Source organism: Dactylosporangium sp. NPDC051087, assembly GCF_055586325.1.
In genome coordinates this window covers 211,717-234,403 of record NZ_JBVJIJ010000012.1, presented here as the reverse complement: position 1 = coordinate 234,403, position 22,687 = coordinate 211,717, and the positions used below count along the sequence as shown (strand labels likewise).

General features: G+C 73.2%; 15 protein-coding genes. 7 read left to right on the top strand and 8 right to left on the bottom strand.

Annotation, left to right across the window (positions count from 1 at the left end):
* Positions 1-208: 208 nt before the first annotated feature.
* The 3 genes from fxsT (ACZ6TV_RS24065) (at position 209) to ACZ6TV_RS24055 (ending at position 5,995) form a co-directional block, all read left to right on the top strand.
* Positions 209-3,100, top strand: coding sequence for an FxSxx-COOH system tetratricopeptide repeat protein (fxsT, locus tag ACZ6TV_RS24065; RefSeq protein WP_465299477.1), 2,892 nt, complete (start codon positions 209-211; stop codon positions 3,098-3,100).
* Positions 3,101-3,473: 373 nt separating this feature from the next.
* Positions 3,474-4,670: an FxsB family cyclophane-forming radical SAM/SPASM peptide maturase gene (locus ACZ6TV_RS24060; protein ID WP_465299476.1), complete on the top strand. Its 1,197-nt coding sequence runs from the start codon at positions 3,474-3,476 to the stop codon at positions 4,668-4,670.
* Complete coding sequence (locus tag ACZ6TV_RS24055; RefSeq protein WP_465299475.1) at positions 4,667-5,995, top strand: HEXXH motif domain-containing protein; 1,329 nt, start codon at positions 4,667-4,669, stop codon at positions 5,993-5,995. Before ACZ6TV_RS24060 ends, ACZ6TV_RS24055 begins: the two co-directional genes overlap by 4 nt.
* A 19-nt stretch (positions 5,996-6,014) precedes the next feature.
* Here ACZ6TV_RS24055 and fxsT (ACZ6TV_RS24050) read toward each other — a convergent pair whose 3' ends face one another.
* Positions 6,015-9,176, bottom strand: coding sequence for an FxSxx-COOH system tetratricopeptide repeat protein (gene fxsT / locus ACZ6TV_RS24050; protein ID WP_465299583.1), 3,162 nt, complete (start codon positions 9,174-9,176; stop codon positions 6,015-6,017).
* Positions 9,177-9,411: 235 nt separating this feature from the next.
* Between fxsT (ACZ6TV_RS24050) and ACZ6TV_RS24045 the strand changes: the two genes are divergently transcribed.
* The gene (locus ACZ6TV_RS24045; protein WP_465299474.1) at positions 9,412-10,782 is read left to right on the top strand and encodes an MFS transporter; all 1,371 of its coding nucleotides are present in this window, start codon (positions 9,412-9,414) and stop codon (positions 10,780-10,782) included.
* Positions 10,783-10,870: 88 nt separating this feature from the next.
* Complete coding sequence (locus ACZ6TV_RS24040; RefSeq protein WP_465299473.1) at positions 10,871-11,215, top strand: hypothetical protein; 345 nt, start codon at positions 10,871-10,873, stop codon at positions 11,213-11,215.
* Between the two features lie 439 nt (positions 11,216-11,654).
* Here the strand turns inward: ACZ6TV_RS24040 and ACZ6TV_RS24035 are convergent, their stop codons facing one another.
* The 4 genes from ACZ6TV_RS24035 to ACZ6TV_RS24020 form a co-directional block, all read right to left on the bottom strand.
* The gene (locus ACZ6TV_RS24035; protein ID WP_465299472.1) at positions 11,655-12,821 is read right to left on the bottom strand and encodes a hypothetical protein; all 1,167 of its coding nucleotides are present in this window, start codon (positions 12,819-12,821) and stop codon (positions 11,655-11,657) included.
* On the bottom strand, positions 12,808-13,344 hold the full coding sequence (locus ACZ6TV_RS24030) for a SigE family RNA polymerase sigma factor (protein WP_465299471.1): 537 nt from the start codon (positions 13,342-13,344) through the stop codon (positions 12,808-12,810). Before ACZ6TV_RS24030 ends, ACZ6TV_RS24035 begins: the two co-directional genes overlap by 14 nt.
* 147 nt (positions 13,345-13,491) lie before the next feature.
* Complete coding sequence (locus tag ACZ6TV_RS24025) at positions 13,492-14,178, bottom strand: SanA/YdcF family protein (protein WP_465299470.1); 687 nt, start codon at positions 14,176-14,178, stop codon at positions 13,492-13,494.
* A gap of 32 nt (positions 14,179-14,210) precedes the next feature.
* Positions 14,211-15,911, bottom strand: coding sequence for an HD domain-containing protein (locus ACZ6TV_RS24020; protein ID WP_465299469.1), 1,701 nt, complete (start codon positions 15,909-15,911; stop codon positions 14,211-14,213).
* A gap of 132 nt (positions 15,912-16,043) precedes the next feature.
* Here ACZ6TV_RS24020 and ACZ6TV_RS24015 point away from each other — a divergent pair, with 132 nt between their 5' ends.
* Together ACZ6TV_RS24015 and ACZ6TV_RS24010 are read left to right on the top strand one after the other, a co-directional pair.
* Positions 16,044-17,573, top strand: a complete 1,530-nt coding sequence (locus tag ACZ6TV_RS24015; protein ID WP_465299468.1) for a discoidin domain-containing protein — start codon at positions 16,044-16,046, stop codon at positions 17,571-17,573.
* A 17-nt stretch (positions 17,574-17,590) separates the two neighbouring features.
* Positions 17,591-18,097, top strand: coding sequence for a YcxB family protein (locus tag ACZ6TV_RS24010; protein ID WP_465299467.1), 507 nt, complete (start codon positions 17,591-17,593; stop codon positions 18,095-18,097).
* On the opposite strand, the gene ACZ6TV_RS24005 is transcribed toward ACZ6TV_RS24010, so the two are convergent.
* The 3 genes from ACZ6TV_RS24005 to ACZ6TV_RS23995 are packed head-to-tail and all read right to left on the bottom strand — an operon-like array spanning position 18,079 to position 22,684.
* The gene (locus tag ACZ6TV_RS24005; RefSeq protein ID WP_465299466.1) at positions 18,079-19,101 is read right to left on the bottom strand and encodes a hypothetical protein; all 1,023 of its coding nucleotides are present in this window, start codon (positions 19,099-19,101) and stop codon (positions 18,079-18,081) included. The two genes, ACZ6TV_RS24010 and ACZ6TV_RS24005, sit on opposite strands and share 19 nt — an antisense overlap.
* 41 nt (positions 19,102-19,142) lie before the next feature.
* Positions 19,143-20,507, bottom strand: a complete 1,365-nt coding sequence (locus tag ACZ6TV_RS24000) for a phosphotransferase family protein (RefSeq protein ID WP_465299465.1) — start codon at positions 20,505-20,507, stop codon at positions 19,143-19,145.
* Complete coding sequence (locus ACZ6TV_RS23995; protein WP_465299464.1) at positions 20,507-22,684, bottom strand: DUF4132 domain-containing protein; 2,178 nt, start codon at positions 22,682-22,684, stop codon at positions 20,507-20,509. Before ACZ6TV_RS23995 ends, ACZ6TV_RS24000 begins: the two co-directional genes overlap by 1 nt.
* Positions 22,685-22,687 lie beyond the last annotated feature (3 nt).

Below are 22,687 nucleotides of genomic sequence, written 5' to 3'. Positions count from 1 at the left end.
GATCGTGCGGCGTCAATTGACGGTGCCTGATGATCAAAAGATCGGCCGGAGAGGGTGCCCTCACCCGTCCGCGTGTTCTCCATCTGAATTTGCCAAGTGGTGTACAAATTTGGCTCGGCGCGGCCATTGTGGACGCGGCGCGTTGCGTGAAACCCTTGCCTTTGACAAAATTTGACGAGGCCCCGCCTGAGGTCCGGAGCGTATCGACGTGGCTATTGCACTGCCGGGTCTCGACAAGGTCCCCGAGGGCCCATTGCGCGACTTCGTCTCGGCCGTGCACGCAATCTACGATGCGGCCGGACAGCCCGCCGCGCGGGTCATCGCCAAGGCGACCGTCGATCTGCCGACACATGAATTCCAGTCCGTCTCGCACGAGACGGTGAGCGCGACTTTACGCGCCGGCACGGTGCCCGCCTGGGAAAAGATCCGGTCGATGCTGCACGTGATGGCGCAGATGGCGCCGTTCGAATACGACCTCACGGCGCTCGAGCAGGACATGATCGCGCTGTGGCGGCAGGCCCGGCACGTGCTGCAGGACACGACGCAGGCCCCGGTCATCCCGGTCCAGCCGCAACCGAACCTGACACCGCCACCGGCCGCGCCGCCCCAGGTCGACGTCACGCCGTTCGCCGGGGTGCGCCCGCCGGCCGCGCCCGGGTTCGTCGGCCGGGACGCGCTCATCGAGTGGATGGGCGACGCGCTCGCCGGTGGCACCGACGTCCGGCTGGTGCTCTACGGCCCGGTCGGCACGGGCAAGACGCAGGCCGTCCTGCAGTACCTGGAACGGCACTCCGAAGCCGATCATGCAGCCGATCATCCGGTGTGGTGGGTGCCGTCCGGCACCGTCGAGGCCGCCCAGGCGTCGCTGGTGGAGCTGGCGGCGGTCATCGGCGTCGAGGCGCACCACCGGGTCGAGCGGACCGTGCGGCTGCTGCTGGACCGGCTCGAGACGCAGGGGTTCCCCTACCTGATGGTCTTCGACGGCCTCGACGGCCAGGACCTGCTGCGGATGGTCCCCAACGGCGGGCACGTCATCATCACCACGTGCGATCCGGTCATCGGCCGTGACGTGTCGAGCGTCGGCATCGAGGTCGCCGACCTCGACCACGCCGAGGCGGAGGAGCTGCTGCGCCGGCACGAGCCCGGCGTGGTCCCCGAGCGGATCCAGGGGGTCCTGGACACGTACGGGCGGACCCCGCTGGCCCTGCGGCAGACGGTGGCCTGGTGGCAGGCGGCCCGGACACCCTTCGACGTGTCCGACGGCGTCAACCCGGCCGACCGGCTGACCATCGTCGCGGCGGACGGTTACGGGCGCAGCGCGTCAAGGGCGCTGCTGTTCGCCCTGGACCGGCTCGAGGCCTCGAGCCGCCCGGCGCTGCGGCTGCTGGAGGCGCTGTCCTGTTTCGCGTCCGTGCCGGTCTCCAAGCACCTGCTCGGCCGGGGCATGGGCGCGAAGGTGGACCCGGCGCTGGCCGACGCGCTGCGCGGTGAGGTCGCGCTGAGCAAGGCGATCGCCGAGCTCTGCCGGCACGGCCTGGCCCGGCTCACCGACGACGGCCGGCGCGTCGAGGTGATGCCGCTGGCCCGGCTGGTCGCGTTCCGCGCGCTGAGCGGGGAGGAGGCCGGCCGCGCCCGCGGCCACGCGCACGCCCTGCTCGCCGCCGCGGATCCCGGCTGGCCCGACGAGCAGGCCGAGTCGGCGGACCTGTACTGGGAGATCGCCGCGCACGTGGAGGCGGCCGGGCTGGTCTCGGCGCGCACCAGCGAGGCCCGCGAGGTGGTGTACCACCAGATCCGTTTCCGGTATCTGCACGGCGACCACGCCGCGGCCTGCCATCTCGGCGAGCGGGCGTATCTGACGTGGCGGGCCGGCAACGACCCGGCGCACGACGACCACCTGGTGCTGCGGACCTCGCAGGAGTGGGCCAACGCGCTGCGGGCGGTCGGCAGGTACGAGAAGGCGGGCGAGCTCACCCGGGCGGCGATGAGCCAGCTGCGGGTCGACCCGCTGTACGGCGAGCAGCACCGGTACACCCTCGCCATGGCCGCCAGCCGCGCCGCCGACCTGCGGATCTCCGGGGACTACCGGCAGGCGCGCGAGTTCGACGAGGAGACCCTCGAGCGGTGCGAGGCCGGGTTCGGCGGCGATCACCCGCGCACCACGATGAGCCGGCACAACCTCGCGATCAGCCTCCGGCTCAACGGCGACTTCGCCGCGGCCGAGCAGCTGGACCGCAGCGCGCTGCGCCAGCACCGGGACACCTTCGGCGACCGCAACTGGCGGACCATGCTGTCGATGAACGCCCTCGCCGAGGACCTCAACGGGCAGGGCCGCTACCAGGACGTGCTCGACGAGGTGGAGCCCATGGTGTCCCGCGTCGAGCCGCCGCCCAGGACCCGGATGTACCGGGGGCTGCTGCTGGCCCGGCGGGCCCTGGCGCTGGCCCGGCGCGGGACCGGCCGGCTGGGTGAGGCGCTGGACCTGCTGGAGCTGTCCCACACCGAGTGCGCGGAGCTGTTCGGCGAGCGGCACGAATACACCCTCGCCGTGCAGATGAGCCACGCGAACACGCTGCACATGCTCGGCCGGACCGACGAGGCCGCGAACGAGGCGACCCTGGCGCACGCCAGCTACCGCGAGCTGTTCGGCGGCCGCAACCCGCTCACCGTGGCGGCCGAGATCAACCTCGCCAACATGCTGCGGGCCCGCGGCGAGCACGCCCGGGCGATGCGCATCGACGTCGCCAGCAGCGAGTCGCTCAAGGACAAGGTGCGGCGCGAGCACCCGTTCTCCGTGGCGGCGGCGGTCAACCTCGCCTCCGACTACGCGTGCATCGGGCACCCGGAGCGGCTCTCGGCGTCCCGGCGGGCGTTCGACCTTGCGAAACGGGTGCATCACCAGCCGGACCACCCGGCCCGCATCGCGGCCGAGGCTAATCTGACAATCGACAGCGCCGCCGTGAGTGGACCGGCCGCGTCAGGCATGCGCCAGCAGGTGCTGCACCGGTTGGGCAGCCTGTACGGCCCGGATCACCCGATAGCGGTGACCGTCGCGCGTGGCGACAGGATCGACTGTGTGCTGGAGCCACCGCTGCCATAGGGGCGTTTGACAAGTCTTGTCAAATTCTTGGCCCCCGATTTTCGTCAAGATCCACACGCTCGGAGACTGCTTGCGTTGGATCTCAACAATGAGGTCCGTCCGGCCTCTTTTCAGATGTTGTTTCACGGGGGTAGACAATGCCGGAGACATCTCGCTTCAGCCGTGGAGGACGACCGGTGGGTGGCGCTTCTGGATCGCTCGCGAGTGACGGGCCGCAGGATCCTGGCCTCGTCGATGTCACGAACGTCCCGCTGGTCACACTGTTGGCGGCGCAACCCGATTCGCCGGTGGTGCGGTCCATCCGGCGACTGCAGGCAAGTCTTGAGGATCCGAACGGAGTGCTGTCGGCCTTCAGCTCGTTCATCGACACACCATGACCTCGGCCGCCTGGCCGTACGACGATCTCGACGTGGCCGCCCTGCTCGCCGGAGGCTGGCGGCCCACGCCGTTCCACGAGGTGATCGTCAAGGTCCACCAGCGGTGCAATCTCGCGTGTTCCTACTGCTACGTGTACACCCACGCGGACCAGACGTGGCGGGACCGGCCGGCCGTCATGCCTGCCGAGGTGTTCACCGCGACGGCGCAGAGCCTGGGCCGGCACGCACGCGCCCATGATCTGCGCCAGGTCCGGGTCGTCCTGCACGGCGGGGAGCCCATGCTGCTGGGCGCGGCGCGCCTCGGCCGGCTCGCCGCCGAGCTGCGCGCCGCGGTCCCCGACCGGTGCGAGGTACGCGTCGGGCTGCAGACCAACGGCGTCCTGCTGGGCGAGGCCGCGCTGCGTGAGCTGCGGCGGCACGACATCACCGTCGCGGTGAGCGTCGACGGCGTCGCCGAGGACCACGACCGGCACCGCGTCACCCACGCCGGCCGGGGCACGTTCGGCGCGGTCAGCAGGGCCCTGGCGCTGCTCACCCGCCCCGAGTTCCGGGGCGGCTTCGGCGGCCTGCTGTGCACCGTCGCGCCGGACACGGACCCGGTCGCGTGCTACCAGCGGCTGCGCGCGTTCGACCCGCCGGCGATCGACTTCCTGCTCCCCCACGCCAACTGGGGCGCACCGCCGGCCCCGGGCGCCGGGGCGTGGCTCGTCGGGGCGTTCGACGCGTGGTATGACGACCCGGACCCGGTGCCGGTCCGGCTCTTCGAGAGCGTCGTCGACCTGACGCTCGGCGGCGCGTCGCGCTCCGAGCAGCTCGGTCTCAGCCCGGCGGCCCTCGTCGTGATCGAGTCCGACGGCGCGATCGAGCAGATCGACGCGCTGAAGTCCGCATACCCGGGGGCGTGCGGCACGGGACTGCACGTGCAGCGCGACGAGCTCGACGCCGCGCTGGACCATCCCGGCGTCGTGGCCCGGCAGATCGGCCTGGCCGCGCTCGGCGAGGAGTGCACCGCCTGCCCCGTCCGCCTCGTCTGCGGCGGCGGCCACTACGCGCACCGCTACCGGCCGGGCACCGGCTTCCGCAACCCGTCCGTGTACTGCGCGGACCTGCGGCTGTTCATCGACCACGTGCGCGGGCGGGTCCTCGCGGACGCCCAGGCCTTGGTCGGAGCGGTCGGGGCGGTGACCGCATGAGCGCCCGTCACCTGCCCGCCGAGTTTCACCGGCTCCCGTCCGGGCTGCTCGGTGACCTGGCCGAGAGCACCGGTGGACCGGCCGCGTCCCGGGCCCTCGGGCAGGCGCAGCTGAGCAAGCACCTGCTGCGCATCGCGTCGCTCCTGCGGCAGTGGCCGGGGCCCGACGGCGAACGCGACCGGCTCGTCGCCGCGATCGAGTCCGCGCGGGCCACCGATCCTGCCGCCGCCGCCCGGGTACTGGGTGCGCCGCTGGTCGGCGCCTGGGTCGCGATCGCGTGCCGGGCCACGGGCCAGGGGCTCGCCGACCCCGCCGACGTCGCGCACCTCGGCGCGGTCGCCGCCGTCGCGTGCGCCGCCGCCGGCGTCGACACCGAGGTCGAGGTCCCCGTCCGGGCCGGCACGGTGGCCCTGCCGGGACTCGGCGTCCTGACGGTCGGCGCCGCCGGGACCGCCCGGGTGCGGATCACCCGCGGCACCATCACCGTCGACGCCGGCCACGGCCCCGTCACGGTCTCGGCCGGCGCGGACGGGTCGGCCGGCGGGACCGGTGCCGCCGCGGTGGGCTGGCAGCCCGTCCGCTTCCTGCGCGCCGAGGCCGGCGGGATCGGTGCCGAGCTGGCGCTCGACGACGTCGACCCGTACCGGCACGGATATCACGCGCCGCCGGCGCCGCGGCTGTCCGAGGCGGAGTTCGCGGCGTGGCAGGAGCTGTTCGGGCAGGCGTGGCGGCTGCTCGCCGGGCGCATCCCGGGCCGGGCCGCCGAGATCGCCGCCGGGCTGCGGGCGCTGGTGCCGTTGCAGGCCGACGGCCGCTCGTCCCGCAGCGCGACCATCCGGCACGTGTTCGGCGTGTTCGGGCTGACCCGGCCGGCCACCGCGGAGGACTTCGCCGTCACGCTCGTGCACGAGTATCAGCACTCGAAGCTCAGCGCGCTGCTCGACGTCACGCCGTTGAGCGAGCCCGACGACGACCGGCGGTACTTCGCGCCGTGGCGGACCGACCCGCGCCCGCTCGGCGGCCTGCTCCAGGGGGTGTACGCGTTCGCGGGCGTCGCCGACACGTGGCGGGCGCTGCGCGGCGCGGACGGCGTCGCCGCCGCCGCCGAGCAGGAGTTCGCGGACGCCCGGCTCCAGGTCGACCGGAGCCTGCTGAGCGTGGAGTCCTCAGGGGCGCTGACCCCAGCCGGCGAGGTGTTCGTCGGGCACCTGCGCCAGTTCACCGACGCGCTGCTCACCGTGCCGGTCGACGCCGAGGTGGCGCGGCGGGCCGAGCAGCGGCAGGTGGAGCTCCACCGCCGCTGGCTCGCCGCGAACAGCAACTGAAGCGACCGGCACGGCCCGGTCAGGTGGGCGGCGCCTCGATGTCTCCTTCGAGGCGCTCGCCCCGCTCGGCGGCCAGGACCTCGGGGTGCCCGTCGCCGAGGACGTCGCGCAGCCCGTCGAGCGAGGCCCGCAGCAGCGCCGCCGCCTCATCGGTCGCGCCCGTCGCCCGCAGGTCGTGCGCGAGGTTGACCGCCCGGGCCAGCAGGTAGGGATGTTCGGCGCCGTTGCGGACCTCGTGCGTGCCACCGGACACGGGCCGGCTGCGGTCCAGCATCTCCGTCGACAGCGCCAGCGCCTCGGCGTGCTCGCCCCGCAGCGCGTGGTCGGTGGCCAGCGACGTGCCGGCGCACAGGGTGTACGGGTGGCCGTGCCCGAGCACCTCGGTCAGGCCCTCGTAGGCCTGGGCGTCCAGGGTCATGGCGGTCGCGTGATCGCCGGCGACCCGCCGCGCGACGGCCTCGTTGACGAGCGCGACCAGCGCCAGCGGGTGGTTGTCGGCGAACGACTCCCGGTAGCGGCGCACCGCCTCGGTGATCTGCGTGAGCGCGCCGTCGGTGTCGCCCAGCTGGCGCAGCGCGTTGCCGTGGCTGCACAGCACGGCGACGGTGTATTCGTGGTTGGACCCGAACGTCTGCTCCGTCTGCTCCAGGTTCTCGCTCAGCACGTCGGCCGCCTCGCGCAGCTGCCCGTCCTTGCGCAGCATGATGCCGTAGGTCCGGCCGGACAGCAGGACCAGCCGGTGGCGGGGGCTGCGCTGGTCCAGCAGCGAGCCGCGCCAGCCGTCGAGCACGGCGATCCCCCGCTTGTACGCGCCGAGCCCGTAGTAGTCGCGGGCGATGTTCATGTACGCCTCGAGCGCGCCGAAGCTGGTGTCGAGCTGCTCGCGGCCCTCCCAGTAGTCGACGATCGCCCGGTCCAGGTTCTCCGCCTCGGCGAAGTCACCGACCATCCGGTAGGCGACCGCCAGGTTCGACTGGGCCCGCAGGACATACGGGTCGGCGCGCTTGAACTCGCCGCGGCTGAGCGCGGCCTGGTGCCGCACGAGCGACGCCAGGGCGAACTCGAGCGAGGGCGCGTAGTCGGCGCGGATCCGCAGCGCCTGACCCACCTGGTTCTCCTGCACGAGGGTCGACTTCGCGGTCTCCCCGAGGTGCCGCTTCATCTGCTCGTAGGTCTCGTTGGTCAGCCGGTCGGCGTCGTCGCTCAGGCCCTGTGCCCGCATGGCGTTGGCCGCGTGGGCGCGGGCCTGCAGGGTGAGCTCGCCGTCCGGGCCGACCTTCGGGTCCTCGTCGCTGGTGCGCCAGTGCGCGACGGCGTCCTCGGCGATGCGGCGGCTGTTCTCGTAGTCGCCCATCTTGTACAGATACCGGATGTGGTCGACGACCGCCTTCCACACCTCGAAGCGGCCGGCGTGGATCATGTCGGCGGACTCCAGGTGCGGCCCGATCTCCCGCTGGCGGTCGAGGTCGGCGCGGCCGTCGTTCTCGTCCGGGTCGCCGGGGTTGGCCCGGGCGAGCAGGTTCTGCGCGCTGGTCAGGGTCTCCTGGGCCCGCTGCTCGTCGAGCGCGTCGCGGAGCACGCCCTGCACGAGGCGGTGGACCTGCAGGCGCTGCGCGTTGTCGATCTTGACCAGGCCGTACTGGTTGAGGTCGCGCACCGCGAGGTTGATCTTGATCGGGTCGCCGAGCAGGCCGCGCAGCGGTTGCACCACGTCGGCGTCGCGCCCGTACCGCAGCAGCGACACCGGCACCGGCTCGCCGCCGAGGAACGCGAAGAGCTCCAGCAGCTGGGCGGTGGCCGGGTGCTCGTTGCGGAGCTTCTCGATCGCCAGGGTCACGAACGCGACGACCGAGGCCGGGTAGCCGGCCGGCTTGCCCTCCGACAGCAGCTCCTTCTGGTGCTGCTCCAGCAGGTCGATGTACTGGGCGATCGGCATCTTCGTGAGCAGGTGCCAGGCCGCGGCCTGCTCCAGGGCGAGCGGCAGGTCGCCGAGACGGTCGGCGAGCCGGTCCGCGTCGGCGGTGCTGATGGCGTTGCGGGTGCGGCGGCGCAGCAGGTCGATGCTCTCGTGCCGCTCGAAGACGTCCACCTCGATCGACACGCCGACGGCCGCCCACTCCCGGTTACGGGTGGTCACCACGACGTCCCCGCCGGTGGACGGCACATACTCGTCGATCGAGTCGAGGTCGTTGGCGTTGTCGTAGACCAGCAGCCACTTCCGCGAGCCGGTGGCGAGCGCGTCGAGCACCAGTCGGACGGTCTGCTGCGTGTTGTCGCCGGGCCGGATGCCGAGCGGGTCGGCGAGCTGCTCCAGCGACGCGAGCACGCCCGACGCCGCGTCGGCCGGCACCCACCAGACCAGGTCGTACTCGTCCAGGTGCCGGTACACGTACTCCAGCACCAGCTGCGTCTTGCCGACACCACCCATGCCGTGCACGGCGTGCGGCAGCACGGCCGCCTTGATGCCCGAGGCGAGGGTCTGCGCCAGCCGGTCGAGCAGCTCCGTGCGGCCGGTGAAGTTCTGGTTCTGCAGCGGCAGGTTGCCCCGCAGCGGCCCCCCGCCACCGGCACGGCGCCGCGGGACCGCGGGACCGTCCTCCACGTCGCCGAGTCGCAGCGCGTCGAACTCCGCCTCCGTCACACCGATGCCGCCGGCGACGTTGGCCGCCCAGCGCCGCAGCGCGCTGGCCATGTTGCCGTCCACGAGCCGGGCGAGGCGGGTGACGAACGCGAGCAGGGGCGGCATGCCACCAGTCGGCACCGGCTGGACCTCCATGATCCGGACCACGGCCGGCCAGTCGGTCCAGATCGCCAGATTCTGCAGCTCCGGCACCGTCGAGAGCTCACCCAGCGCCCCGAACACCGGCGGGGTGCCGACCGCGCCCAGAATCCGGCACAGGTCGTGGCGGTCGGGCTCCGACAGCAGCAGCGCGCCACGGAGCTCACCGGCCATCGCCGACGCCCGCAGCGCCGACTCGACCGGATGGCTGTCGGCGACGATGCGGGTGAAAGCCACCACACCGCCGCTGAGCAAGTCCAGCGAATGGACCAACGACAATAGATCCTTGCGTGCGTCGGAAGTCCGCCGGGTCGTGTACTTACGGCGTAGCGCTACCGCCGTCTCATCCACGATGATGTCGCGCACATTAGCGTCCGACAAGGCGTTGACCTGCAACAACACTGCAACCAGGGCGTCAAGCGGCTGTTCCGCCGTCGCGGCTTCCGACACGGGTACTCATTTCCCACGCGATCCGAACGTCAGGCTCGAATAGTAACGGATTTCCCCGCGCGGCAGACCCATCCGTTCGGTGGTTCCACCCCTTTGGCATAGATCTCTTTTGCGCTTCGTGCATGAACCGGCGGCGCGGACGCTCTGAACTGGACCTCTATCCGGGTTGAGGTTCTACGATCCTCCGATGGCGACTATTCAGGGGGATCGCAAGACGTTCTACCAGCTGTTGATCAACACACTGCTGGTGTCGGTCGTCAACTTCACGGTCTGGTTCGCGATCACGTTCTATGTGTACCTGGAGACCAGGTCGGTGTTCGCCACCGGCGTGGTGTCCGGGATCTTCCTGGTGACGACGGCGCTCACCGGGATCTGGTTCGGCAGTCTCGTGGACCATTACTCGAAGACCACGATGATGCAGGTGTCGGCGGCCGCGTCGTTCCTGCTGTACGCGGCGGCGTTCGGGGTCTACCAGTCGGTGCCGCGGGAGGAGTTCAAGGACCCGACGAGCGTGTCGCTGTGGACGGTGATCGTGCTGCTGATGCTCGGCGTCATCGCCGGCAACATCCGCACCATCGCGCTGCCGACGATGGTGACCGCGCTCATCGAGGAGGGCGACCGGGACCGGGCCAACGGCCTCGTCGGCACGACGTCCGGGGTGTCGTTCCTGGTCACGTCGGTGATCAGCGGCATCCTGGTGGCGCTCGGCGGGATGTTCTGGGTGCTCGCCGGGGCGTTGGGCGTCCTGGCCGCGGCGGTGCTGCACCTGTCGTTCCTGCGGGTCGTGCCGGCGGCCGCGCACAGCGAGCCCGAGCCCGGCGGGGAGGCCCCCAAGCGCAGCGTCGACCTGCGCGGCACCATGCGCGTCGTCAGCGAGGTGCCGGGGCTGACCGCGCTCATCCTGTTCTCCTCGTTCAACAACTTCCTCGGCGGCGTCTACATGGCCCTCTTGGACGCCTACGGCCTGTCGCTCGTCTCCGTGCAGACGTGGGGACTGCTGTGGGGCGCGCTGAGCGCCGGGTTCATCGTCGGCGGGCTGTGCGTCGCGAAGACCGGCCTCGGCGGCAACCCGGTCCGGCTGCTGCTGCTCGTCAACGTCGTGCTGTGGACGGTGACCATCCTGTTCCCGGCCCGGTCGTCGATCATCCTGCTCGGCGGCGGCATGCTCATCTACATGCTCCTGGTCCCGTACGCGGAGGCCGCCGAGCAGACGATCCTGCAGAAGGTGGTCCCGTACGAGCGGCAGGGCCGCGTGTTCGGCTTCGCGCAGAGCGTCGAGCAGGCCGCGTCGCCGCTGACCGCGTTCCTGATCGCGCCGATCGCCCAGTTCGTCTTCATCCCGCTGATGACCGACGGCGCCGGCGCGCGGGCGATCGGCGACTGGTTCGGCACCGGCGCCGACCGCGGTCTGGCACTCGTCTTCGTCCTCACCGGGGTCGTCGGCCTGGTCGCCAGCGGGTTCGCGATGCGCAGCGGGCAGTACCGCCGCCTCAGAAACCACTTCATGACCACCCCCGCCACGCCGAGGGTCGAGGAGGCTGTCGGCGAGCCGTCCTGAGGCGCGCCGATCGGGCTGGCGTTCGTACACGTGTACGAATAACGTTGGGGCCGATCGGTCGTTGGTCCTTGGGAAGGGTGGTTCTCCGATGCCTCGCAACGACCTCTCCGACGTTGTCCGCATGCTGTTGCGGCGCCCCGCGCCAGATGACGGTTTCGCCGTCCGCCTCGACTGGGCGGGCTATGGGCCGGTCCTGGTCTGCCACGACATCACGCAGTTCACGCCCGACCTGGACCGTGCGTTCCGGCGGGCGCGCAGCGCGGAGCGGTATTGGTCACGGGGGCCGCTGCAGCCCCTGGCGGTGACCGTCGTCCCGATCGACCACGCGACGTTCCGCGCCCATCCACGGGAGTGCGCGTCGACGGCCTGCCCGACGACCGCCGCGCTGCTCGGCGTCGGGCCCGCCGGACTGGACCTGACCCACAAGCCCTGACGGGGGTGCGCGGTCCTGCACCGACGCCCTCGCCCTTCCGCATCACGACGGCCGCGTCTTGCCGTTCTTGTGGTCCGCCCGCCGGACCGCAGCCGTTCGCAGCCCGGTCCGCCGTTCGCAGCCCGGTCCGCCGTTCGCAGCCCGGCCCGGCGGGCGTGGCCGGCCCGGCGGACTTGGTCGGCCCGGCGGACTTGGTCGGCCCGGCGGACTTGGTCGGCCCGGCGGACTTGGTCGGCCCGGCGGACTTGGTCGAGCCTGCGGGCGCAGTTCGTCTTCGGTCGGCCGGGCCGCACCGGGGAAGCGGGCGGCCCGGCGGTGTTGGATCAAGACCCTGGCCGGCCGCGCCGAAGTTGGCCGGCCGGCCCGGGTCAGCCGGGCCGAGGTGGCAGGCCGGGTTCAGCCGGGCCGGATCGACTGAGCCCGTGCCGGCTGAGGCCGGTCAGCAGTGCCAGATCAGGAGGTGGCGGTCGGTGGCGCCGGTAACCCCGGTGATCGTGGTGCCGTCGTCGCTGATCGACGTGGCGACAACGCCCGGCCCGTTCGGGGGCAGCTGGATGCCCGCCGGGAGCGGCAGGCGTTCGACGGTGCCGTCGGGGGCGATCCTGTTCGGCTGGTTGTAGTCGCCGCCGGTGGTGATCGCCCAGCCGGTCGGGGTGCCGTCGGTGATGTCGTCCGGGGCACCCGCCAGCACGACCACGGTGCCTGCCGTGAGGTCCCAGCGCAGCGCCGCGTTACGGTTGGCGTCGGCGACGCGGCCGAGGCCGTAGGCGTAGCCGCCGCGCATCGCGGTCACGATCGTGAGCTCGTGGCCGGGCGGCACGGGCAGCAGCGCCGGCGTGCCGTCCGGGGACCAGCGGGCCGCCGCGCCGCGGACGTTGCCGACCGTGGTGCCGTCGTCGCCGATGCCGATCGCCTGCGACCCGCCGGTGTTGGGCTCGCCGTATCCGGCGGGCGCGGCGAGCGCGCGCACGGTGCCCGGCCGGTCCGCCGGCCAGACGACGGGGACGTTGTCGTCGTTGGCCTCGCCCATCGCGTAGCCGGCGACGTCGCCGCGGGCGTTCACGGCGGTCGGCACCGTGTAGGCGTACCCGGTCAGCTTCGCCAGCGGCGTCTTCGTCCCGTCGCGGTAGGTCCACGCGAGCATGTGGCTGGCCTCGTCGACCTCGTCGTAGCCGACGATGGTCCCGGCGGCGGTGACGGCGACGACCTGGCCGGTCGCGGCGGGGTAGGGCGTGAATCGGCCGTCGGCGAACCGGGCCGCGGTGCCGCCGGCCGACGCGACGATCAGGCGTCCCGCGGGATCGACCGCGGGGATCCCGAGCGGCACGGCGACGTCGACCGTGTCGACGGTGCACGCGGCGAACGGTGCCCGCTGCGGCGGCTCCCCGGCCGGCGCGCCGCCGGACCCGCCGGTCGGCGTGCCGCCGAGCGCGTAGGCGGTGCCGCCGGCGAGGGCCAGCACGGTCGCCGCGCCGGCGAGGGTCGTGCCGCGGCGGGCCGCCTGGCGGCGGCCGGCGGCGATGGCGAGACCGATGTCGGCGGTCGTCGGCGGCACTTCGACGGCCAGCATCAGGTCACGGAGCTGCTCGTCCTCAGACATGTCCACGCGTTCCAATCATCTCTGGGTGGTCCGTGAGCGAGGCCCGCAGCACGGCGAGCCCCCTGGACGTCTGGCTCTTGACGGTGCCGGCGGAGCAGCCGAGGATGTCGGCGACCTCCTCGACGGGCCGGTCGAGGAGGAACCGCAGCACCAGCACGGCCCGCTGCCGTGGTGGCAGCTTCCGCAGCGCCGCGACGACGACACCGCGGTCGTCGATCGCGGAGTACGGCTCGGTGACACCCCCGGCACCGGCCGCCGGGTCGTCGCCGTGCGGGAGCAGCCACACCCGCGACCACACCCGGCGTTTCTCGTCGATGTAGGTGCGCACCAGCATCCGGTGCACGTACGCGTCGACGTTGTCGGCGCGGCTCGCCCGCTTCCAGCTGCGGTACAGCTTCGTGATGGTGACCTGCACGACGTCGTCGGCACGGTCCTTGTCACCGCCGCACAGCAGGTATGCGGCGCGGTGGAGCGCTGTCAGCCGCGCCGCCACGTAGGTCGTGTAGTCGGCTTCGCTGTCACTGCGCATCCGGGCTCCTCCCTGTCGCCTTCACCCGTCCGACGGGGCCCGGCACCGGGGAGGTTGAGAACATCCGGAGGATTTGTTCGGCGCACGACCCAGCGGTGCGGCGCACGACCCAGCGGTGCGGCGCACGACCCAGCGGTGCGGCGCGGTTCAGCCAGCGCGCAGGGCGTCCTCGACGCCGGTCTCGTGGCGGCCGAGGTACACGGGGTCGCGGCCGGACACGACGTCGTAGACGACCTTGACCGAGGCCGGGTACTCGCGGCGGGCGTTGGCCTGCCAGACCTTCGTGTACTTGCGGACGCTGTCGTCGCCGACCCCGGCGGCGTCCAGGCCCACGTGGCGGCACACCATGACGGCCCGGGGCAGGTGGAACGACTGCGTCACCACGGTCACCTTCGTGACGCCGAAGATGCGCTTCGCGCGGGCGCACGTGTCGTAGGTGTCGAAGCCCGCGTAGTCGCGGACGATCTTCGCGTCGGGCACGCCGTGGGCCATCAGCCAGGCCCGCATCGCGGTCGGCTCGTCGTACTCGTGGCGCATGTTGTCGCCGGAAACGAGCAGGACCTTGACCTTGCCGGCCTCGAAGAGCCGCCGGGCCAGGTCGAGCCTGGCCTCGAGGAACGGAGACGGGGTGCCGTCGGCGTACACCTGCGCGCCGAAGACGAGCGCGACCGGCGCGACCGGGACGGCCTGCTCGGTGAACAGGTGACCGTCGGCGCCGCCGCGGACCCAGACGACGCTGCCCGCCAGGAGCAGGAGCACGCCGTGCACGCCGATCGTGGCGAGCACCGCCAGCCGGCGGATCCATCGGCGGTGCCACCATCGCGGCTCGGTCATGCCACGAGCCTGACAGCCGCCGTCAACCCCGCTCAACCGGCCTCCGGCAGTCCCGCGCTGGCGCGCCAGTCCGCGATGCGGACCAGGGTCTCCAGGTACGCGAGGAGGAACGGCCCGTACCGGTCGCGCAGCCCGGTCGCGGTCCGGGTCCACGCCTCCTGGATGCCGTCCTGCTCGACGGTCAGGATGCCGGCGGGGTGGCCGTGCGTCGCCGGGACAGGCACGGTCTCCCCGGCCCCGACGTCGCCCGGCAGCGGGATCCGGACGCGGAGGTTGCCGTGGTGGGCGAGGACCAGGTAGCGGACCAGGTCCGGGTCGTCGACGCCGTCGAGGAGGCCACGCAGCGGGCCGTCGAGCAGCAGCAGCGAGCCGAGCTCGTGCCGGAACGCGACGTCGTCCCGGAAGCGCAGCGGCGCGTCGATGCCGGACTTCGCCCACGGGCGGCCCGCCGTGATCCAGGCGGGTTCGGGGTCGCCGGCGAGGGCGCACAGCGCGTCCTGCCAGGTCGGGTGGGCCTTGCCGAGATCGTGGGCGTGGCCGGCGACGACGGCGGCCTGCGCGGCGCCGGGCGGCAGTGCGGGGCCGATGGCGGTGAGGAGCGCGCGGACCTGGTCACGCACGTCGGCGCTGTGCCGGTCGAGCGACTGCCATCCGCTCGGCCCCTGCTGCCGTGGTACGGGGTCCACGTCGGGCGCCGGTTCCACCGGGCTCGTGCCGGACGGGTGGAAGCCGGTGCGCGGGTCGAGGCCGCCGTCGCGGGCCGCGACGAGGACCGTCTCGCCGGGGCGCAGCGGGGATCCGCCGAGCACCCGGGACCAGCCGCCGTCGGCGGGGTCGAACCACCAGACGGCGACCCGTTCCGCGAAGGCGCGCAGGTCGCCGGACGGCACCGGGTGCCGCCACCGCTGCTCCGGGATGCGCACCTCGGGAGCCGGCCGGCCGTCGACGCCGGCCGGGGTCCACCGGGCCCAGGCGACCTGTACGTCGAAGTCTCCGGTGTCGCTGACGTAGGGCGTCAGGTCGACGTCGTCCGTGGTGTCGAACCAGGCCAGGAGGTCCTCCCGTTCGATGTCGCGGACGTGCGGGGGTGGCACGAGTCCGGGCCGTGCCACGCCCGCCGCCGACACGCAGGTCAGCGCCAACGGCTCGGCGGTCGGCCAGGAACCGCTCTGAGAGCCGCCCTCAACGCCGCCATGAGAGCCGGCCGGGGAGTCGGCCCAGGCGATGACGCGGCGGAGCGTGGTGGTCGCCGCCGGCGACAGGTGGGGCTCGTCGACGATCCACTGCGCGCCGTTGGTGACGAGGGCGAAGTCGATCGGGTACATCGCCCGGGACAGGGCGTAACCGCGGTTCAGTGCCTTGCTCACCAGGGCGTCGGCGGCGCCGATCACGATCGCGGGCAGGTGCGGGTCGAGCCGCCAGCGCCGGTCCGCCTCACCGGCGCCGGCCATGACGGTGTGCACCCCGACCCGGTCCGTCAGGTCGAGCGCGGCGAGCCAGCCCACGACGTCCCCGGCGACCTGTTCGACCCCGGACCCGCGCGGCAGCGCATAGACGAGGCGTCGGTGACTTCGGCCGTACCGCAGCCGCCAAAGCCAAACGAGCACGATCGATGTCCGGGGGACCCCGGCGGGCACTTCGACCTCGCCGGGCAGGCCTTCGCGGGCAAGCGACCGCAGCGCCGGGGCGGGCAGCCGGCCGGTCGCCCGCCGGAAGCATTCGTCGAAGGTCATGCACAGGAACGTACCGGCGCGCGGCGAAGGGATTGACAGACGTAGCTCGCGGCCCGACAGTGTCGGGTTGAGAGAGCGCTCTCTCAGCGTCCGCCCGCCAGCGGATGCTCTCCCCGCATAGGAGCGCATCGCATGAAGTTCCGCCTGCCGGTCCTCGCTCTCGCCGCCGGCCTGATCGGCGCGTCGCTCGTCGTCGCCGCGCCGCACGCCGTCGCCGCCGAGGCGGTCCTGTCCCAGAACAAGCCGGTCACCGTGTCGTCGGTGGAGAACGCCGGCACGTCGGCGGCCGCCGCGGTCGACGGCAACACCGGCACCCGCTGGGCCAGCGCCTTCACGGCCACCGCCTGGATCCAGGTCGACCTCGGCACGCCATCGGCCCTGAGCCGGGTCGCGATCAACTGGGAGAACGCGTACGCGAAGGCGTTCACCGTCCAGCTGTCCACCGACGGTTCCGCCTACACGCAGGCGTACCAGACGACGACCGGCACCGGCGGGCAGCAGAGCATCCCCGTGACCGGCACCGCCCGCTACGTCCGGATCAACCTCACCACGCGGGCCCTGCCGGCGTACGGCTACTCGATGTGGGAGCTGCAGGTCTACGGCGACGGCGGCACCCCACCGGCCGCCCGCACGTTCGCCGGCCTGGCGCTGGTCAACAATGTGACCCGCAAACCGGTCCTCGGCCTGAGCCCGCTCGTCGACGGCGCCGTCGTCGACCTGACCAGGCTCGCCAACCGCAACCTCAGCATCCAGGCGAACCTCGCGCCGGGCGTCACCACGAGCAGCGTCACGTTCACGCTCACCGGCGCGAAGGGCAGCACGTACACGCGGACCGAGAGCCAGGCGCCGTACTTCCTGTGCAACGACTACGTCGACTGCCCGCTGCTCGCGACCGCCGACGCGTACACGCTGACCGTGCAGGCATCGTCGGGCTCGCCGCTCACCGTCCGCTTCACCGTCTCCGCGACCGCGGTGCCGGCCCCGGCGCTCGACGTGCTCTTCGTCGGCAACAGCCTCATCGGTACGGCGACCGCCGCGACCGGCGACGACACCCCTGCGGTGCTCGGCCGCCTCGCCACCGCCGCCGGTCGCACGCTGCGCCTGACGAAGGTCATCCACTTCGGCAACACGCTGCAGCAGACCTGGGCCGGCGGCGAGGTCACCGCCGCGCTCAGCGGCGCGACGAAGTACGACTACATCGTGCTGCAGGAGTACAGCACCCTCGTGGCGACGAACCCGGCGCAGGCCACGGCGACGCTGCTCAACACGTACGCGCCGACCTTCCCCCGGTCGCTGAAGCCCGGCGGCAAGGTGGTGCTGTTCAAGAACTGGGCGCTCGTCGACCCGGCGCCATTCCCGACCCGCGCGGCGGCGGTCGCGGCGACCGACACGAACTACGCGGCGCTGTCCGGGGCGCTGGCGACGCCGAACCTGGTCGCCCCGGTCAGCGACACGTTCGAGACGGTCATCGCGACCCGCGGCACGTCGTTCCTCATCGTCGCCGACGGCAAGCACCCGAACGACACCGCGATCTACCTGGACGCCGCGACGCTGTACGGCATCCTGTTCCGCGAATCGCCGCGCGCCCTGGCGAACCTGTACGCCACCGCGGCCACGGCCGCCTCGATGCGCGACGTGGCCGCCTCGGCGATCGGCTACTGACCGCGTAGCATGCTGCGGTGCAGATCGACATGTGGGTGCCGTACGACGTGGCTCAGCTGCGTCGCACGATCAAGGTCGTCATCCGGCCGCAGATCCGGCTGATCCGCATCCTCGGCGCGGTCTGCACCGCACTCGGCCTCCTGCTGCTCGTGATCGGCGACCCGGTCACCCTCGCGACCGTGACGATCGGCGTGGGACTGGTGTGCATGACCCTCATCGGGCCGATCACGGAACGCGTCACGGTCGGCATGCAGCCCGCCCTCATCAAGGACGGGTTCCACCTGTCACTCACCGACGAGTGGCTCGCCGTCGTGTACCCCCTGGCCGAGTCCCGCTACCGGTGGGCCGGCCTGGACCACGTCGTGGAGACGCCGGAGGCGTGGTACCTGCTGCTGGGCAAGGCGGCGTCGCTGTTCGTGCCGAAGGCGCCGATGACCGACGCGCAGCGGGCGGAGTTCGCCGCGTTCCTCGCCGCGGCCTCCTCCGCGGGGCTCCCGGGGCGGGGTCAGCAGGGGCGGCCGTAGTCGTACGGGAGGGCCTGCAACCGTTCGACGGGGATGTCGCCGAGGATGAGGTACTTCTCGGCACCGTCCGGCACGATGTCGTCGGGGTCCATGAGCTTGAAGTACGGGTCGACGCCACCGTTCGCCGCCATGTACGGGCGCGGGTCTTCCGCGTAGGTGACGAGGGCGCCGGCCTTGTCGGTCAGGATGAGGCCGTACTCCTGCATGGCCCGGGCGATGGTGCGGGCGGCCGGGCTGCGCACGACGCTGATGTCGAAGGCCGGGTCGAGCCGGAAGCGCTGCCCCTCGCACGGGATGTCCGCACCCTCAGTGTTGCCGTCGTTGCGGGTCGCCGGCCACGAGTTGCAGTCCTTGCGGGTGCGGACCGTGGCGATGTTGACCGCGTGGTCGATCCTGCCCCGGCGCAGCTCGTCGATGCGGATCGTGAACGCGCCCATCGGCAGGCCGGTCGCGGTCGCGCCGAGGGGGTTGGTGAAGATGCCGGGGTTGCGGGAGTAGTGCTCGATCTTCCCGCCCCAGCACGCCGACCAGTGCCCGGCCGCGTCCCGCTCGGCGCGCCAGAAGTCCCAGTACGTGTCCGTCGACGGCTGGTAGATGGTCACCGCGGCGTCGGTGCCCTTCGACACGATCAGATCGGCGGGCGTCGGCACCGCGGCGAGGCTGCCGGCGATGACCGGCGCCAGGTGCGGCAGGTTCAGGCAGTCGGAGAACGTCCACCGCTGCGTCGGCGTGTCCCGCCCGACGGTGAAGACCGGAGTGGAGTACTCGTCGGTGTTCACCGCCCAGGACCCGTAGTTGTTCACCTTGTCGAGGCGGATGTTCTCGACGACCGCGGCGGAGTTCGCCGCCAGGGGGACGTGCCGCGGCAGCTTCGTGTTCCACGGCCCCTGCCGGGAGAACCCGTTCGTGGGCCGCGCCTGATGCCCGCCGGAGGCCTGCGCCGGCTGCGCCACGACGACCGCCGCCGGCACGAGGGCCAGCATCACCAGTACCCGGGTGAACATGCCGCGCAGCGTAGGTCCGCACCGACCGGCCACGGTCCCGCTCACCCGCCGGCACCGCCCGGACCTGGCACCTCCGGTGAAACTTCCACGCCCAGCCGGCGACCGAGCCAGCCGAGCGCGCCGAGTCCGAGGCGGAGCTTGGCGGCCGCGATCGCCTCCAGGCCCGGCGTCGGCGCCGCCAGTCCCCCGGCGAGCAGGAACCCGGTGTGCGCCGCCAGAACCTGCGTGACCGCCACCGCGTCGTCCGGCACGAACGGCTCCGGGTCGAGCCCGTCCGCCGCCACGCTCGACAGGAACGCGACCACGTCCACGGTGGGCGAGCCGAGGCGGGCGTGCGGCCAGTCGACGAACACGACCCGGTCCGCCGTCAGCAGGATGTTGTGCGGGTACAGGTCACCGTGCACCAGCGCCTCACCCCGCGCCGCGGCGAGCCCGTCGCGCTCCAGCGCCCGCAGCCGCGGCAGGTCCCCGGCCGCCCACGGCGCATGCCGCCGCAGCTCGGCCACACCGTCACCGGCGACGCCCGCCCACCCGCCGAGTCTCGGATGATCACGCGGGAGCCACCCGTCCCTCCCGGGGCCACCGGCCGCCTCGACGCCCCGCACGGAACCACCGGCCGCCTCGACGCCGTGCACGGGACCGCTGGCTGCCTCGACGCCCCGCACGGAACCACCGGCCGCCTCGACGCCCCGCACGGAACCGCCGGCCGCCTCGACGCCCCGCACGGAACCGCCGGCGCCGTCCGCAGCCCGGGCGAAGCCAATGGCGTCCTCCCCGACCCGGCCGGGACTGCCACCGGCCTCCGCAACCCGGCCCGAACTACGGTCGGTCTCCCCGACCCGGCCCGAACTACCACCGGCCTCCGCAACCCGGCCCGACCTGCCGTCGGCCTTCTCGACCCGGCCTGGACCACCGGCGGGCACCCCCACCCGATCGGGGCTGCCGTCGTCCTCCCCCACCCGGCCTGGACTGCCGGCGGGCTCCCCAGACCGGTCGGGATCACCGGCGGGCTGCGCGATCCTGCCGAGAGCGACCGCGGCCTCGACGACGCGGCGGATGTCTTCGGCTCTCCAGGGGCGCCCCGGCGGCACACCCTCGACGTCCTCGAAGGCGAGCACGCACCAGTGGCCGTCGTCGTGGACGCCGAGCAGCCGTGGAGCGGGCACCGACGGCGGCAGCGCGGCGGCGACCCTGGCCTCGGTCCGGTACGCGCCGACCTCGTGCGGCCACGCGTCCGCGTCGATCGCCTTCACGAACCGCCGGGTGCCGTCGGGGCGCGTGAGCCGCGACGCGAACCCGGGCGAGAACCCGCCCAGGCAGCTCTCGGCGTGGACGACCGGCCCGCCGATGAGCTCCTCGGCCGCCGCCCGGACCGGCGCCGGCAGGTCCTTCCACAGTGGACGCATCAGGTGCCCGCCGCATACAGCTCGACCAGCGCCTCCGACAGCGTGACCGGGTCGCAGTGGCCCATGGGGGTGCGCCGGGCGGTCTGCCAGTGGTCCGACCGTGAGTCGTCGGCCCAGATCTCGGTGATCTCCTGCTCGCGGGCCGTGGTGACGGCCGACGTGGCGACCCCCGGGGCGAACTCGACCAGCAGCGTCATCCCACCCGCGAGGCGGCGCGACAGCTGGGTGTGCTGGCGGCGCCGCATGTGGAAGCCGTTGCCCTGCCAGCGTCCGTTGTGCAGCAGGCGCAGCATCTCGTCCGTCGGCACCGGGCCGGGCCCCGGCAGGCTCGTCGCCGCGCGCTGCGCCGCGGTGAGTGCCACCGCCGGGCGGTGCACCTGCGGGAACGGCTGCAGGATCTCGTAGTCGACGAGGCATTGCCGCCATCGGGTCAGGTCGTCGCCCAGCTCCGCGGGATGCACGACGCGGAGGCGGGCGTCGCCGGCGACGGTCGTGGTGGTGTCGTCCACGTCGGTGAACGTGCCGTCCTCCGCGATCCGCACCGCCCTGACGAGGTGGCCGCGCGGGTCGCACTCGCCCCACAGCAGCCGCCGCGCGAGCGGGCCGAGGATCGGGTGCGGCAGGAGGACCGCGGCGACGTCCCGGGCCGGGCGCCGCCGGCGGGTCAGCATGTCCTGCTCCAGCCGGGCGGCCTGCGCCGCGGCGGTCGCCCGCACGTCCTTCTTCAGCCGCAGGAACTCCTGATACGCCGCAGGATTGGTGTCCCTGACCCCGGGCCTCGGCGGCCTGGCCAGGCGGCGGCCGGCGGCGTCGACGGCGAACGCGGTGAGGTGCTCGTCGGTCGCCACGGTGAACGCACGCGGGCCGTAGTCGAGCGTGACGCCCGTGTCGAGGCCGTGCGTGACCGCGAGCCGGTCCGCCATCTGCGTGACGGTCAGCCCGCGCCGCGCGGCGGACTGGGTCAGGTAGTCGTTGGTGCGGTCGCTCGTCGACCCGCCCGTCAGGCCCTGCTCCAGCGCGAGCACGTGCCGCAGCGCCACGTCGCTGCCGGCCGTCGCCAGCACCGCGAGCGCGTCGAGGGACCGCGCCCAGCGGCTGCCCGCGGACCAGGACCGGCGCAGCGGCGCGAGCGTGTCCATCGTGGCGTCGTCGCCGACGTGCGCCTGCGCGAGCACCACCCATGCCTCGCCGGCGGGCAGCCCGTCGGCCAGCCAGCCCTCCAGCAGCGCCCGCCCGAACGCGGCCACGCTGCGGCGGTCGCAGGCCGCGACGAGGTGCGCCGTCTCCGGATCCGCCGCCTGCACGAGCGGCTGCGCCGCCGCCGACGAGTCCACGGTGACCGGCGGGCCACCGTCGTGCGGCGCGGGGTCGCCGGGCGCCGGCTCGGGCGGCGGGGCCATCCCCGACCGGGCGAGCCCGTCGACGAGCCGCTCGACGTCGCCGGCCGGCATCGTCCCGCCGCCGGCGAGCTGGATCTGCGGCAGGTTTTCAGGCAGCGTCCACGCCGGCCTGCTCTTGCGCGCCGGGCGTCGCGCCTCCCCACCAGGGCCGGTGAGCGCAGTCGCCGCCGTGCCGCCGTCGCCGGTCGGCTGCCCCCGCAGGACGGCGTTGCCTTCGCCACCGCTCCCGGCGCTGGCACCGGCCAGGTAGCGCAGAGCGTCCTCCGCCTGGCGGCGGGCGCGGGCCGAGCGCCCGGCCGCGGCCGGGGTCAGCGCCTCCTCCGCCGTCTCCGGATGCCGGCGCAGCCACAGCCGCGCCCACAGCCGCGCGGACCCCAGATGCCGCAGCCACCCCGCGACCAGCGTGGCGACCTCCACCGTCCGGAACGGCAGCACCAGCAGACCCAGCCGGTCAGGACTCGCCTGCGCCTCGCTCAGCGCGAGCGGCAACGCGTCCAGCTCGAACCGCGCGACCGCGACCATCCCAACGTCGACGCGTTGCCGGTGCCCCAGCGCCGTGGGCTTGGCCAGCAGCGCCCGGGCCGGCCCCTCGGGTCCCCTCGCGAACAGCCACGACACCTGCGGCGGGGTGAGGTCGGCGAGCCGGTCCGCGCGGGCGGCGGCCGCGTCCCAGTCGGGCCGCTCCAGCCCGTGGTCGAGCGCCGCGGCCCGCGACAGCCAGCGCTCCCGCTCGCCGTCCTCCCACGTCACCTGCTTCTCGACCGCCGAACCTGTCATGCC